The organism is Roseovarius mucosus DSM 17069, from assembly GCF_000768555.3.
Classification (GTDB): Bacteria; Pseudomonadota; Alphaproteobacteria; order Rhodobacterales; family Rhodobacteraceae; genus Roseovarius; species Roseovarius mucosus.
In genome coordinates this window covers 382,926-396,916 of record NZ_KN293975.1, presented here as the reverse complement: position 1 = coordinate 396,916, position 13,991 = coordinate 382,926, and the positions used below count along the sequence as shown (strand labels likewise).

Annotated in this window: 11 protein-coding genes and 1 pseudogene; 5 read left to right on the top strand and 7 right to left on the bottom strand. The window is 64.2% G+C overall.

Going from position 1 to position 13,991, the window contains the following annotated elements:
• Window positions 1-13: 13 nt before the first annotated feature.
• Both ROSMUC_RS01985 and ROSMUC_RS01980 read right to left on the bottom strand, forming a co-directional pair.
• On the bottom strand, window positions 14-1,147 hold the full coding sequence (locus ROSMUC_RS01985; protein ID WP_052115228.1) for a methyltransferase: 1,134 nt from the start codon (window positions 1,145-1,147) through the stop codon (window positions 14-16).
• A 1-nt stretch (window position 1,148) separates the two neighbouring features.
• A pseudogene (locus ROSMUC_RS01980) lies at window positions 1,149-2,019 on the bottom strand (polyprenyl synthetase family protein).
• A 93-nt stretch (window positions 2,020-2,112) separates the two neighbouring features.
• Between ROSMUC_RS01980 and ROSMUC_RS01975 the strand changes: the two are divergent.
• The 3 genes from ROSMUC_RS01975 (at window position 2,113) to crtC (ending at window position 4,542) form a co-directional block, all read left to right on the top strand.
• The gene (locus tag ROSMUC_RS01975; protein WP_342748332.1) at window positions 2,113-3,282 is read left to right on the top strand and encodes a phytoene desaturase family protein; all 1,170 of its coding nucleotides are present in this window, start codon (window positions 2,113-2,115) and stop codon (window positions 3,280-3,282) included.
• Window positions 3,283-3,370: 88 nt separating this feature from the next.
• A complete protein-coding gene (locus ROSMUC_RS21645) occupies window positions 3,371-3,664 on the top strand; it encodes an FAD-dependent oxidoreductase (RefSeq protein ID WP_342748331.1) in 294 nt (97 codons plus the stop codon).
• The gene (gene crtC / locus ROSMUC_RS01970; RefSeq protein WP_037269835.1) at window positions 3,661-4,542 is read left to right on the top strand and encodes a carotenoid 1,2-hydratase; all 882 of its coding nucleotides are present in this window, start codon (window positions 3,661-3,663) and stop codon (window positions 4,540-4,542) included. Before ROSMUC_RS21645 ends, crtC begins: the two co-directional genes overlap by 4 nt.
• A gap of 18 nt (window positions 4,543-4,560) precedes the next feature.
• On the opposite strand, the gene lpdA is transcribed toward crtC, so the two are convergent.
• From lpdA to ROSMUC_RS01945, 5 genes are all read right to left on the bottom strand, one after another.
• The gene (lpdA, locus tag ROSMUC_RS01965; protein ID WP_037268965.1) at window positions 4,561-5,955 is read right to left on the bottom strand and encodes a dihydrolipoyl dehydrogenase; all 1,395 of its coding nucleotides are present in this window, start codon (window positions 5,953-5,955) and stop codon (window positions 4,561-4,563) included.
• Window positions 5,956-6,092: 137 nt separating this feature from the next.
• On the bottom strand, window positions 6,093-6,671 hold the full coding sequence (locus ROSMUC_RS01960) for a DUF924 family protein (protein ID WP_037268963.1): 579 nt from the start codon (window positions 6,669-6,671) through the stop codon (window positions 6,093-6,095).
• Window positions 6,672-6,773: 102 nt separating this feature from the next.
• The gene (locus tag ROSMUC_RS01955) at window positions 6,774-8,027 is read right to left on the bottom strand and encodes an MFS transporter (protein WP_037268960.1); all 1,254 of its coding nucleotides are present in this window, start codon (window positions 8,025-8,027) and stop codon (window positions 6,774-6,776) included.
• Window positions 8,028-8,093: 66 nt separating this feature from the next.
• Window positions 8,094-9,182, bottom strand: coding sequence for a tRNA preQ1(34) S-adenosylmethionine ribosyltransferase-isomerase QueA (gene queA / locus ROSMUC_RS01950; RefSeq protein WP_037268959.1), 1,089 nt, complete (start codon window positions 9,180-9,182; stop codon window positions 8,094-8,096).
• Window positions 9,179-12,565 carry a YhdP family protein gene (locus ROSMUC_RS01945; protein ID WP_037268957.1) on the bottom strand — a complete coding sequence of 1,129 codons (3,387 nt, stop codon included), beginning with the start codon at window positions 12,563-12,565 and terminating at the stop codon, window positions 9,179-9,181. The genes queA and ROSMUC_RS01945 overlap by 4 nt, the downstream gene beginning before the upstream one ends.
• Window positions 12,566-12,672: 107 nt before the next feature.
• Here ROSMUC_RS01945 and ROSMUC_RS01940 point away from each other — a divergent pair, with 107 nt between their 5' ends.
• Window positions 12,673-13,134 carry a peroxiredoxin gene (locus ROSMUC_RS01940; protein ID WP_037269833.1) on the top strand — a complete coding sequence of 154 codons (462 nt, stop codon included), beginning with the start codon at window positions 12,673-12,675 and terminating at the stop codon, window positions 13,132-13,134.
• Window positions 13,135-13,154: 20 nt separating this feature from the next.
• A complete protein-coding gene (locus tag ROSMUC_RS01935) occupies window positions 13,155-13,958 on the top strand; it encodes a ferritin-like domain-containing protein (protein ID WP_037268954.1) in 804 nt (267 codons plus the stop codon).
• Window positions 13,959-13,991: the final 33 nt, after the last annotated feature.

The window sequence follows — 13,991 nt, the reverse complement described above, 5'->3', positions numbered from 1 at the left end:
AGAATTATTTTCGTCATGCTGTCTTTACACAGCTGAGCGCGCTGGTGACGAAGGGGCGTGGGCTGTGCGGGATACGGATATCCGTGAACCCCGCCCTGCGGCACATCGCGGCAATGCGCGCGGCAGAGCGGGCGCGCCCCGTGCCCATCGCCATGGTATAAAAGGCAAAATAGACGTCACCCGCGCGTTCTGGCCGCGCGCCACCTGCCATCGGCTCTGCAACAATCAATCGCCCTCCGGCAGGCAAGGCCGCATGGACCTTGGCCAAAAGCGCCGTCACTGTAGCGTCGTCATGGTCATAAAGCACCCGGATGAGCGAAATCGTATCGGCCCCCTCCGGCAGCGGATCACTTCGAAAAGAGCCCGGAACAAGTGTCAACCGCGCAGTCAGCCCGGCCTGCGTCAACCGCGCCCGCGCCGAAGGAATGACCTCTGGCAAATCAAAGAGGCTCAACCGCAAATCAGGGGATCGCGCGGCGACCGCCGCCAGAAACGCACCGCTGCCCCCGCCGATATCCAGTAAATGCCGTGCCTCCTTGAACGACACCATCCGAAGCACATCCTGCGCCACCAGACCCTGAGATTGCGCCATAAGGTCCGAGTAGCGGCGCGCCACCTCTGGCTCCACTTCCGCCGCCGCGCCAAAGACATAGGGCCAGAACCGCGCCAGTTCGGTTTCACCCTCCCCGCGCAACAGCGCCACGGGATCGGCCATGTCGGCGTAAAAGGCGCGGTGATGGCGAATCATCGCCTCCAACCCCGGCACGCCCAGAATCGCCGCCCCCTTGCGCGCCAGCGCAAAGCTCCCGTCGCGCCGCCGCCGCAGCAACCCAAGCGCCGCCCCCGCCTGAAGCAATATTGCCATACGGTCTTCGGCCATTCCCGCGCGCCGCGCCAGATCAGCCGGGCTTTGCGGTCCTTCCGCCAAACGGTTCAGCAGGTCCAACTCGACCAGCGCCGATAGCACCTGCGACTGCACAAATCCTTGGACAATATCGAAAATCTCGGCCCCGTCGCGCCGGGCGATGCCGCGCGTCAAGGGAAAACCGCTGGCCCAATGCTGAAACCGTGGATTGGCAATGAGCCGCGTCAGCCAGCCGCCGCGCGACCGCAATGGGCGCTCGGGCAGATCGCCCGCCACAGCCATATCAGGCCCGCATGCGCGCAGGCAGCACCGAAATGATGCGCTCGGCCTGCATCTGCACCATCTTGGCCAGCCGCGCCTCGCCGGGGCAGGACGGGATCGACGAAATCGCCCCCGCCAGAATATCCTTGAGCCGCGTCACGGCACCCGCCACCCCCAATTGCGACACCGCATTGGGCCGCCCGTGCAGATCGTCCTGCCCCACCGGCTTGCCCAAGGTCTCGGCATCCAAGAGCGCATCACGCAGATCATCCGCCACCTGAAACGCGGCCCCGATACGCGCCCCCAACTCATACCACGGCTCAGGCTCGTGCCCCGCCGCGATGGCCCCCATCTCCGTGGCGGCGATAAACAGCGCGCCGGTCTTGGAGCGGTGATAGGCCTCAAGATCGACCGTCGGCTCGCTTTCCCAGCCTTGGCCCGCGCAAATCCCGTTCGGCATGCCGCTCCGCCGCGCCAGCGCGAGGATCAGCGCATTGGCACGCGCCGCATCACGGTCCGCCACACGAGCCAGAATCTCAAAGGACATGATGATGAGCGCATCCCCGGTCAGCACCGCCAGCGGCGTCGGAATAGGCGCGATGCACCGAAGCCTTGCCCCGTCGCAAATCCGCATCGTCGAAACAGGGCAGATCGTCATGCACGAGGCTCGCGCAATGCATGATCTCCAGCGCGGCGGCAGCGGCATCGCTCAACTCGGGCCGGTCATCGCCACAGGCCAGCGCCACGGACATCAGAATCGTTGGGCGAATACGCGCGCCGCCCGGGCTGGTGGCATAATCGAGGGCGTCTGCCAATCGCGCCGGGGTCTGCCCGGCCTGCCCCCGCGCAATCGCCTGCGCAATGGCCGCCTCAATGCGGGTCTCGATGGGCATGGCCGCTCCTTTTTCGAGGGATGTATCAACATTCTGACACACCATGTGTAAATCATACTGGACACATTGCGCGCGCGAGTCAACAATCGCGTTATGAAATCAGACACGCCCCCTCTGGAACCGCGCGACAGGGTTGTGATCGTCGGCGCCGGGATCGCGGGGCTGGCCACAGCACTGCGCCTTGCCCATGCAGGGCTAGCCGTCACGGTGCTGGAACGGCACGCGGGCCCCGGCGGCAAGATGCGTGCCCTGCCCTCGGAGGCCGGGCCGGTCGACGCCGGCCCCACGGTCCTTACGATGCGCGGCGTGTTTGACGCACTTTTTGCAAGCGTCGGGGCCCGGCTTGAGGATCACATCGACCTCGTGCCACAGGACATCCTCGCCCGCCATTTCTGGCCCGATGGCAGCCACCTTGACCTCTTTGCCGACGAAGCCCAGAGCCGTGCCGCAATCCATGGCTTTGCGGGCGACCGCGCCGCCCGGCAATTCACCCGCTTTTGCGCCCGCGCGCGCCGCCTCTTCACGGCCTTTGATTCCCCGATGATGCAGGCCGCCGCCCCCTCCTCTCTGGCCCTCGCCGCGACGGTCGCCCGGCAACCCACATTGATCCGCGCCATGGCGCCACTCTCGACCTTGGCACAAAGCCTTTCGCGCCAGTTCGACGATCCGCGCCTCAGACAGCTCTTTGGCCGTTATGCCACCTATGTCGGTGGCTCGCCCTATCAGTCCCCGGCGCTCCTGTCGCTGATCTGGCAGGCCGAGGCGGCGGGCGTCTGGGTGGTGCGGGGCGGCATGCACCGCTTGGCACAGAGCCTCGCAACCCTCGCCAGCGCCCATGGGGCGCAGTTTCACTATGGAACCCATGTCGCTCGGATCGAGACCGAAGGGCCGCAGGTGCGCGGCGTCACGCTTGGCGATGGCACCCGGCTTGCGGCGGATTTCATCGTTTTCAACGGTGATCCCCGCGCCCTTGCCTCGGGCTTGCTCGGACCTGCCGCAACCGCGGTCGCCCCACCAGACAACGAAACTGCCGCGCAGCCTCTCGGCGCAGGTCTGGGCCTTTGCCGCCACGCCCTCAGGTCCCGACCTGGCACATCACAACGTATTTTTCGCCGCCGATGCCCGCAGCGAATTCGACGATCTGCTCGCCGGGCGCTGCCCACGCGACCCCACAGTTTATGTCTGCGCTCAGGATCGCGGCCTACCCGAACAGCCGCCCCACCGCGAGCGGTTCGAGATCATTCTCAACGCGCCACCGCTTGATGGCCTCACCCAAACAGCCGAGGATTTTGCCTCATGTCACACCCGGACCTTTCAAACCCTCGCAGCTTTTGGCCTGCGCTTCAATCCCTTGCCGGGCGAGGGGGCTCTGACGACACCGGCGCGGTTCGACCGGATGTTCCCGGCCTCTCTCGGATCGCTCTACGGGCAGAGCCCGCACGGCATGACAGCGGGGCTCAAACGACCCACGGCGCGCACACCCATCCGGGGCCTCTACCTCGCGGGGGGCGGGGCGCATCCGGGGGCGGGGGTGCCGATGGCCACGCTCTCCGCCCGGCACGCGGCAGAGGCGATCTTGAACGACCGAATTTCGATCTCGACGTGCCCTCCAATGGCTACGCCTGGTGGTATGTCGACGGGTTGAGCGATGATGGCGGGCGCGCGGTCAGCGTGATCGGGTTCATCGGCTCGGTGTTCTCGCCGTGGTATGCGTGGTCGGGCCGCCGCAACCCGGCCAACCATGTCTGCATCAACGTTGCCACTTATGGCCCCGGCGGACGCTTTACCATGACGGATCGGGGCACATCGGCCCTGCGCCAGACCCGCGACTGCCTGACCGTCGGCCCCTCGTCCATGCGGTGGGAAAATGACCGCCTGATCATCGAGATCAACGAAATCTCCTCGCCCCCGCTCATTTCCCGCGTGCGCGGGCGCATCACCGTGACCCCGACGGCCCTGACGCAAGTGGAATTGCCGCTCACCCCCGAGGGCACCCATATCTGGCGGCCCTTCGGCCCCACCTCGACCATCGAGGTCGATCTCGACGCCCCCGGTTGGCAATGGCAGGGGCATGGCTATTTCGACGCCAATTTCGGCACCCGCGCTCTGGAGCAGGATTTCCGATATTGGACATGGGGGCGCTATCCGGTGCGGGGTGGCTCCACCTGTTTTTACGACGCGGTGCGGATGGATGGGTCTTCGCTCGCCACGGCGGTGCATTTCGACGCGGACGGACAGGCACAGGACATCGCGCTGCCGCCCAAGGTGGCGATGCGGCGCAGCCTCTGGCAGGTGGCCCGCGACACCCGCGCCGACGCCGGATACAAACCGCATCAGGTGAAACCCATGCTCGACGCGCCCTTTTACAGCCGCTCGGCGGTCAAGACGCGGCTCGATGGTGAAGAAACTGTAGGGGTGCACGAGGCGCTTGACCTCACCCGCTTTCGCATGGGCCTGCTAAAACCCATGCTCGCGGTGCGCGTGCCGCGCCGCGCGCGGTGGAAGTTCAACGACGCGCCCTGATCCGGGCGCGTCACTGCTTTAGATGTGGATCACCCGATCATAGGCATCAAGCACACTTTCGTGCATCATCTCGCTCAGCGTGGGATGCGGGAAAACCGTGTTCATCAGGTCTTCTTCGGTGGTCTCCAACTGGCGACCCACCACATAGCCTTGGATCAACTCCGTCACCTCGGCGCCCACCATATGTGCGCCCAAGAGTTCGCCCGTCTTGGCATCGAACACCGTCTTGATCATGCCTTCCGGCTCGCCCAGCGCAATCGCCTTGCCATTGCCGATGAACGGGAACCGGCCAACCTTGACGGCATAGCCCTTTTCCTTGGCCTTGGCCTCGGTCAGGCCCACGCTCGCCACCTGCGGATGGCAATAGGTGCAGCCGGCGATGCTCTCGGGTTTCACCGGATGCGGATGCCCGCCCGCGATCAATTCGGCCACCATCACGCCCTCATGGCTGGCCTTGTGCGCCAGCCTGGGCGCGCCCGCGATATCGCCGATGGCATAGAGACCGTCCACGCCGGTGCGGCAATATTCATCCGTCACGACATGGGTGCGGTCAATCTTGACGCCCAGCGCCTCAAGGCCCAGCCCCTCGACATTGCCCACGATCCCCACGGCAGAGATCACCGTGTCGAATTCGTGCTGCTCGACCTTGCCACCCACCTCGATATGCGCGGTGACTTTGCCTTTGCCACGGTCCAACTGCTTGACCATGGCCTTCTCCATGATCTTCATCTTTTGCTTGGTAAACGCTTTCTTGGCAAATGCGGAAATCTCGGCATCCTCGACCGGCAGAATACGCTCCATCACCTCGACCACCGTCGTCTCGGCCCCGAGCGTGTTGTAGAAACTGGCAAATTCGATGCCGATCGCCCCCGATCCGATCACCAAGAGTTTCTTGGGCATCCGGGACGGCACCAGCGCGTGCTTGTAGGTCCAGACCAGATCGCCATCCGCCTCAAGCCCCGGCAATTCGCGCGCGCGCGCACCGGTGGCCAGAATGATGTGCTTGGCCTCCAGCTCTTCCGTGCCCTTCTCGGTCTTGACGCTGACCTTCCCCTTGGCGGGCAGTGTCGCCTCGCCCATCACCACCGTGACCTTGTTCTTCTTCATCAGATGCGCGACACCGCCGCTCAACTGCTTGGCCACCCCGCGCGAGCGCTTGACCACAGCATCCAGATCATAGCCAATTCCATCGGCCTTGAGCCCGAATTCCTTGGCGCGGTGCATCAGATGAAACACCTCGGACGACCGCAGCATGGCCTTGGTCGGGATACAGCCCCAGTTGAGGCAAATGCCCCCCATGTGCTCGCGCTCGACAATGGCCACCTTGAGGCCCAGCTGCGCACCCCGGATCGCAGCCACATAGCCTCCAGGACCCGCCCCGATTACGATCATGTCATAGGTAGTCGATGCCATGTGGCCCTCCGTTTTCCAAATTTAGTTTGCCATTAAACTATTTTTCGCAAAATCGCAACGCAACATGATTGACCGATTGAACAAACAATCGTCAGACGTGTCTTTTCAGCAATTCGGAACGCGAATAAGGCCGCTGATCATGCCGCCTGCATGATCCGCCGCAGGGTGCCGCCATAGCCGCCCCCGTCCTCGAACGCCCGTTCCGATGCGGTGGATGGCCGCGCCAGCGCTGCGTTGCGATAGGGAAAGCGGCCAAACTGCCGGATAACCTCGCGATGCGCGCGCGCATGCGTCAGGTTCTGCTCGCCATGCTCAGGCATCCGCTCGCACATCAGGCGTACACATCGTTCCTGATCGCAGAGGTTCTCGGAATGCATGAGCGGCAGGTAAAAGAATTGCCGCGCCGGCTCGTCGATCCGCAGGTCCCAGCCGCGATTGATCGCCACCTTGCCCGCCGCGAGCGCCTGCTGATCGGTAGCAAAGGCACGCGCATCGTCACGGAACATATTGCGCGGGAATTGATCGGTCAGGATCACATATGCCAGCATCCCGTTGGGATAGGTCAGCCAAAGGCCATACGCCCCCTCGCGCGCATTCTCCCATGCTGCCAAAAAGCGCTCCCGCACCTCGGTATCCAGCGTCTCTGACGCCTTGTACCACCCCTCCGGTCCGACTTCATCCAGCCAGAACCGCAGCACGTCGTCGGGTGTGACCATAGGGGGACTCCTCAATATCCTATGACGTTTCCATGACGGTAACGGGATTTCCTCCCATTCCACAGTAACATAATACTACAGAAGGGACATATTTTCCCGATTTCAATCCTCTTTCGCGTCTTGCGCGGTCTCGATGGCATATTCTTGCGCAAATTCCACCGCCATTGGGGACGCATTGGGCGAAACCGGCATGTAGCGGTCGGTTTCGCGCACTGTCGGTGCCTTGCGCTGCGTCATGCGATAGATCGCATAGGCCACCATCGCGAACATCAGCACCGCGATATAGAGGAAATAGCCGCCCGGCCCCATCACCCCCATCATCCAGCCGACCATCAGCGGTCCCGCGATGGCCCCCAACCCGTTGATGAACACCATGCCACCCGCCGCCGCCGCCATATCCTCATGCGCGAGAAAGTCGTTGGTATAGGCAATCAGCAGCGAATAGAGCGGGTTCGACGTGCCCCCGACGATAAAGGCCGCAAGCATCAGGAACCAGAAATTATCGCCCAGCATCATGCCGATCACCGCCCCGACGCCGGTGCCCAGCGACACTGCCGCAATCAGCTTGCGCCGATCCATCCTGTCCGACAGCCAGCCCAGCGGGTATTGTGCCACCACAGCAGCCACGTAGAATGACGCCACAAAAGCCGAGATTTGCCCGACATTCAGCCCTGCTTCGGCCCCATAAACCGCCGCCATCCCGAACTGCGCGGCAAAGACGCCACCCGTCAGCAGCATTCCAACACAGCCCAGCGGAGAGATCTTCATGATCTGCCGCAGCGACAGCGGCTTGGTCGTGCCAAAGGCGGGCGTCGGGCTGACCGAGAGCAGAATGGGCGCAAAGGCCAGCGACACCAGAACCGACGGGATCACGAACAGCACATAGCCCGACGGGTCCGCCAAGACCATCAAACCTTGTGCCGACACGATCCCGATCATCTGCACGATCATGTAGAGCGACAGCGCCTTGCCGCGCGTGGCATTGGTGGCGGAATTGTTCAACCAGCTTTCGGCGGTCACATAGACGCCCGAGAAACAGAACCCGATCAGCACCCGCCCCACAGACCACGCCCATGGTTCGGCAATCGTCGGATAGAGGATCAGCACCGCAGAAATCATCGAGCCAAGGGCCGCAAAAACCCGCACATGCCCGACCCGTCGGATCATCTCCGGCGCCAACCGAGAGCCGAACAGGAACCCCACGAAATAGGACGACATGACCACCGACATCTCATAGGTCGAAAACCCCTCGAGCGCGCCGCGCACCCCCAGAAGCGTGCCTTGCATGCCATTGCCCACCTGCAACAACATCATGCCCAGCAAGAGGGCCCATGCCCCCGACAGCACCTGAAACATCGCGCTCTCCTTGTTCTTTGGGATCAGCCTAACAGATGCACATCCACGCGGCACCCCAAAGACGACTCACCCTGTCGCTTGCGCGTCCCGCCTGTCAGGCTTTGCCATGGGGATCAACAGCGAGGCATCCCCATAAGAGAAAAAACGATAGCGCTCCGCCACCGCATGCGCATAAACGTGCCGGATCGTGTCTTGCCCCATCAGGGCGGAAACCAGCATCATCAGCGTCGATTTCGGTAGGTGGAAATTGGTCATCAAGGCATCGGTGACGCGAAATTCGAACCCCGGATAGATGAAAATATCCGTATCCCCCGACCAGGCCGCAATCTCGCCTGTGGCCCGCGCTGCCGTTTCGATCAGGCGCAGCGCGGTGGTGCCCACCGGAATGATCCGCCCTCCCGTCGCGCGCGTGGCGGCAATCTCTGCAGCGGCCTTGGCGCTCACTTCGCCCCATTCGGCATGCATCCGGTGGGTGGTCACATCCTCGACCTTGACCGGCAGGAACGTGCCCGCCCCCACATGCAGCGTGACATGGGTGAACCCCACCCCCATCGCCGCCAACTCTGCCAAAAGCGCCTCGTCGAAATGCAACGACGCGGTGGGGGCCGCGACCGCCCCCGGCGCCCGCGCCCAGACGGTCTGATAATCGACCTTGTCCTGCTCATCCGCCGGACGGCGCGCGGCGATATAAGGCGGCAGCGGCATCGCCCCGGCCTCGGCCAGCACAGCATCGAAATCGTCGCCCTTGAGGTTGAACCGCAGACGCCCCTGCCCCTCGTCCTTGGCCTCGAGCACCGCCGACAACCGGTCGGAAAACACGATTTCCTCGCCCTCGTTGATCTTCTTGAGCGGCTTGATCAGCGCGCCCCAGGTGCCCTCCGCCCCCGGCTCCAGCAACGTGACCTCGATCTTGGCCGCCGTGTCCCCCTGCGCGCCGGACCGATGGCGCAGCCCACTCAGCCGCGCCGGGATCACCCGCGTATCATTCAGCACCAGCCGATCACCAGGCCGCAACCAGCGCCCCAGGTCAGCCACCCCCGCATCGGTGATCGCACCGCCCTCTGCCACCAGCAGCCGCGCCGCGCGCCGGGGTCTTGCGGGACGCGTGGCAATCAACGCCTCCGGCAAGTCAAAGTCGAAATCCGATAGCTTCATCTGTCCTGTCTTTGGTGAATGTCCTGCGCCTCGCGCGCCGCGGGCCTCTCAACCTGCCCCGAGGTGGCCGCACGCCCCGTGCCCACCGTGGGCGCAGGCCGCCGGAACATCTCGCGAAGAAAGCCGGGGGCCAGCGCCGAGAGCGGGTTAACCGACACGTCCGGGTCCGATGATGGACCCTTGAGCGTATAATTCATCCCGATAAGCCCCTCGCCGGGCCGGGTAAAGGCCTCTCCGATCCCGTTGAGCAGATAGACCGGCGAAACCACGCCCTGCATGTCCATCCGCTTGTCGGCAAGACGGTAATAGCCATCCATCGAAATCCCGACCGATGCCCCCACAGCACTGCCTTCCAGCAGGATCAATCGCTCCGGCGTCAGGCGAAACCGCGCATCGACCCGGCCAAAATGCAACCCTTGCCCGGAAAACTGCTCCAACAGGCCCACGATGCTCACCGTATTCAAGAGCGCCGCCAGAGCTGGGGCCTCCTTGACGCGGACCTGATCAATCCCCAACACGCCGTCATAGCTTCCAGGCTCCGGCGCGGGCGTCAGCACCAGTTCCAGCGTTCCCTCACGCGCCTGTTGCAACAGCCCCGCCGCCTTGAGCACACCGCCCGCATCGTCTGCCCGAATACGGAATGCGCTGCGCCCGCCCACCGGCACCACCTGCCCCGTCACCGGGGCAATGCCGTTCACAAGCCCACGAAAATTGCCGCTCATCCCCCCCGCCGTGTCGAGATCACCGCGAAACTCGGTCAGCGCCAGACCCTCCGAGATCTGCAACCGTTCCAACTGCAAGGCGATGGGCACGCCCTGCCCGCCGGTAGCGCCGTCACCTGACCCGCCGAGCGACGTTTGGCGCAAATCGACCGTTCCGCCCGTAACCTCGACCCGTGGCGCAGCCCCTGCGCCCCGACCGACCAGCGCCACGGGCGCATCGAACCAGCCGCCCAACGTGACCCTGCTGAACTCGGCCCGGTCCAACCCGCCGCCCGCGTTCAGGCTCACCCGCCCGCGCGCCTCCAGCCCGGCCCCGCTCAGACCCAGCGCCGTGATCTCGGGCACCTCGCCCAAGCGGCCCGTCACATCGAGCCGCCCGAGCTGCGACGCACCCAGCGCCCAATCCAGTTGCGGCAATCGCAAACCAACCCCCGCCAAATCCGAACTCAGCGCAAATTCCGGCGCCTGCCCCTTGGCAAAGCCGATTTCCATTACCCCCTGCCCCGCGCCTGTCACGCTGCCCGGCGGCAGACCAATGGCGAACTCGTCAAGAAACCGCTGCGACAGCTCGATCTGCCCGCGCACCCGGCTCTCACCCTGCGGATTGCGACCAATCGCCATGTCCCAACTGCCGCGCACCGGCACGTCGCCCACCTGTGCCGCGCCGCCGATTTCCAGATGCGTGTTGCTCGCCTCGACCGCCAGTGTCTCCGCCGTCAACACCCGCCCCTTGATAAGACTGTCGCTGCGTACCTCGCTCAGCGTGCCGGTCACGTCAAAGGCCACCTCTTCTGTCGTCAGCTGCTTTTTCAAGAGGAACGTCAACTGTCCCGCCAATTCGGCCTGGCCTTCCGCCACAGTCACCGGCTGCCCGGCCTTTTGCAGAAACCGGAAGGGCGGCGAATCCAGCAGCGACAGTGCTGCCGTGATCGTGCTTTGGGTCCGCAAAACGGCCTCTGCCGGGCTTTCCTTGACCCGCACATCGGGAATGATGAAACTCGTGCCTGCCACGTCGATCGCACCGCCCTCGTCGGTCACCACCTCCCCGCGCTCGGCATGGATCACAAAGCGGTTGTCATAGAGCGACGCCCGCCCAGAGGCCCCGGTAATGGGCGGCACATCGCGGACATAGACCGTTTCCAGATCCGCGAAATCAAAGCCAAGATAGAACTCGGGGCGATGTTCGGGCAAGAGACGCAATGCGAACTGAATGTCCTTCAAATCGGCCTTGGCCACGTTCTGCTCGATCCAGTCGCGTGTATTGGCCTTGGCGGCGCGGGGCCAGAGCGCCATCAACCGCTCCGGGGCCAGCCCATCCATTTCGCCTTCCAGTGAAATATCCCAGCCGGCATCGCCACCGCGCGCCTCACCATGCGCCCGCAGGTATTGCCCCTGATCGCTCAGTGTCAATGCCCCCAAGGTCAGCACAAAGGGTTGTAACCGCAGCCGCAACGCCACCTGCGCCTCTTCAAGCTGGATCGGTTCAGGATAGAGATCGGCAGGGTCCGCTACCACGTCGCTCACCCGGATCTGCGCCTGCAATTCGCGCGGCCATCCGTCCTCCATCCCTACCAGCCGCGCGCTGCCCTCAGCCCGCGCCTGGCCCCAGGCGCTATCCACCGACAATTCAGTAAAGCGGATTTCCTGGGCCGTCGGATCATAGGTGAAATAGCTGCGCGCCGCGCGGAACTTGATCGGGGCGGTGGCGGGCGTGGGCTGAAGCACGCCTGCGCCAATCTGCAACGTGGCATTGAGCGGGCCCAGACGCCCCTCGCCATCGACCCCTGCGCGCAGCGCCCCCGAAATCGGCGCCTCCAACGCCCCAAGCCAGGCCAGCGCAGGCGATTGCCCGGCAATGTCACCCGCCGGCATATCCTCGAACGTGGCGCCAAACTCTGCCGCCTTGCTGCCGATGCGGCCCGCGTAATTCACCGCCAGCGTGGTCGCGTAGTCGCGCGCGCCCAAGAGCGCCACATCGCCGCGCAAGGTGATCTCTTTGCCTGCGCGCACCAACTCCAGCCGTCCGCCATCCGCGCTCCAGGCGCGGCCTGCGCGGGCATCCTCATAGCGCAGCGTCAGATTGTCTGCCGTCACGCGCGTCAACGCGTCCAGCTGCGGCCGGGCAAAGAGCGCATCCAGCTGCTCGTTGAAGGTGCCGCCCTGCCCCGCTCCCTCGAACATGATCGCGAATTCGCCCGACGCCAGCCGCCGCAGACCCAACCGCGCGCCCGACAGATGCACCGCCTCGGGTTGCACCTCGCCGCGCAAGAGCGGCGCCGGTGCGACCGTCACCGCAAGCGATCCCAGAGTGACCAGCGTTACACCATCGAGATTGGCCAGCACCACATCCCGCAGCGCCACCCGCGGTACCAGATCCTCGCCCACAACCAGTGACATCTCGCCGAACCGCAGGGCATAACCCGGCACGCTCGCATCAATCCGCGCTGCAATCCGCGCCTGCACCCAGTCAGGCGCGCGCAGGTGCGCCCCGATGCTCATCGCCACCCCAAGGCCCAGCACAACCAACAGTACCGCGCTTGAAAAACAGAACTGCATCACATGTCGCAGCGCGCGCCGCCCCTTGCGGGCGCGCTTGCTGGTCTTGAGTGCAGTCTCCGGCGTTTCCGCCGCGCCCTGCTCTTGTGTCGGCTGCGTGCTCATCTTATCCGTTCGGGCGCATGCCGCGCCTCTCTTTTGCCTCGTGGCTTTATTCTGGTCTCTTGCGACCTAATATGGAATTCACAATTTTTCACCCCAGAGGATATCCCATGCCTGACACATCCGAAATGGCCCCCGATTTCACCCTGCCGCGCCCCGGTGGCGATCCTGTTACGCTCTCGGCCCTGCGTCCCGGCGCGGTCGTGCTGTTTTTCTACCCGCGCGATGATACCTCTGGCTGCACCAAAGAGGCGGTTGCCTTCTCCAGCCTCAAGGATCAGTTCGACGCCGCCGGGGTTACAGTGCTGGGCATTTCCAAGGACAGCCTCGCCAGCCACGAGAAATTCCAATCCAAACATGCCCTTACCGTGCCGCTTTTATCCGACGAGCATAGCCAGGTCTGCGAAGACTATGGCGTCTGGAAGGAAAAGAGCATGTATGGCAAGAAATTCTTTGGCATCGAGCGCTCGACCTTCCTGATCGACGGGGAGGGGCGCATCGCCCGCGCCTGGCGCAAGGTCAAGGTGCCCGGTCACGCCGAAGAGGTGCTGGACGCGGTCAAGGCGCTGTGAGCGAGCTGACCTTGACAGAAATGGCCGTCGCGGTGCTCTCGACCCGCGATGGCCGCGCCAAGACGGCGCTCTCGCGCGCCCATGCCGCCACGTGGTTTGCCGCCCGCGCCGAGGGGCGCGCCCTTCCCTTGGGCAACGCTGTGCCGCCCCTGCGCCCGGCCCGCCCCGAACAGCCCACCTTGCTCGACCCGCGCGACGTGCCGCGCCGCCGCCCCGGCTCGGTGCAGGGACGCATTGCCCTTCTGCATGCCGTGGCCCATATCGAACTCAACGCCGTGGACCTGCACTGGGACATCATCGCGCGCTTTGCCGACACGCCCATGCCGCTTGGATTTTACGATGACTGGGTCAAATCTGCCGACGAGGAATCAAAGCATTTCAACATGATATGCGACTGTCTTGAAGCGATGGGCAGCCATTATGGCGCTCTGCCCGCCCATGCCGGCATGTGGCGCGCCGCCGAAGACACCGCGCAGGATTTTCTTGGCCGCCTCGCCGTCGTGCCCATGGTGCTCGAGGCGCGCGGCCTTGATGTCACCCCCGGCATGATCGAGGTGTTCGAGCGCGCAGGCGAGACCGCCGCCGTCGCCGCGATGCAGGTGATCTATGCCGAAGAGGTGCATCACGTCGCCTATGGCTCCAAGTGGTTTCACTTTCTCTGCGGTCGCCATGACATCGACCCCAAGACCGCCTTTCACGACCTCGTGCGCCGCTACTTCCACGGCGCGTTGAAACCGCCCTTTAATGAAGAAAAGCGCGCAGAGGCGGGCATCCCGCCCGACTTTTACTGGCCTCTCACCGAAAGCAGCTCAATCAAAGGTTGAAATATGGCGTGCGCTATCGGCGAATTTCCGCCG

Bases quoted from the DNA above. Each gene is read 5' to 3' on its own strand.
- ROSMUC_RS01940 (WP_037269833.1), top strand. From the start codon at position 12,673: ATGCCTGACACATCCGAAATGGCCCCCGATTTCACCCTGCCGCGCCCC.
- lpdA (WP_037268965.1), bottom strand. From the start codon at position 5,955: ATGGCATCGACTACCTATGACATGATCGTAATCGGGGCGGGTCCTGGA.
- queA (WP_037268959.1), bottom strand. From the start codon at position 9,182: ATGAAGCTATCGGATTTCGACTTTGACTTGCCGGAGGCGTTGATTGCC.
- ROSMUC_RS01955 (WP_037268960.1), bottom strand. From the start codon at position 8,027: ATGTTTCAGGTGCTGTCGGGGGCATGGGCCCTCTTGCTGGGCATGATG.
- ROSMUC_RS01985 (WP_052115228.1), bottom strand. From the start codon at position 1,147: ATGGCTGTGGCGGGCGATCTGCCCGAGCGCCCATTGCGGTCGCGCGGC.
- ROSMUC_RS01960 (WP_037268963.1), bottom strand. From the start codon at position 6,671: ATGGTCACACCCGACGACGTGCTGCGGTTCTGGCTGGATGAAGTCGGA.
- ROSMUC_RS01945 (WP_037268957.1), bottom strand. From the start codon at position 12,565: ATGAGCACGCAGCCGACACAAGAGCAGGGCGCGGCGGAAACGCCGGAG.
- ROSMUC_RS01935 (WP_037268954.1), top strand. From the start codon at position 13,155: ATGGCCGTCGCGGTGCTCTCGACCCGCGATGGCCGCGCCAAGACGGCG.
- ROSMUC_RS01975 (WP_342748332.1), top strand. From the start codon at position 2,113: ATGAAATCAGACACGCCCCCTCTGGAACCGCGCGACAGGGTTGTGATC.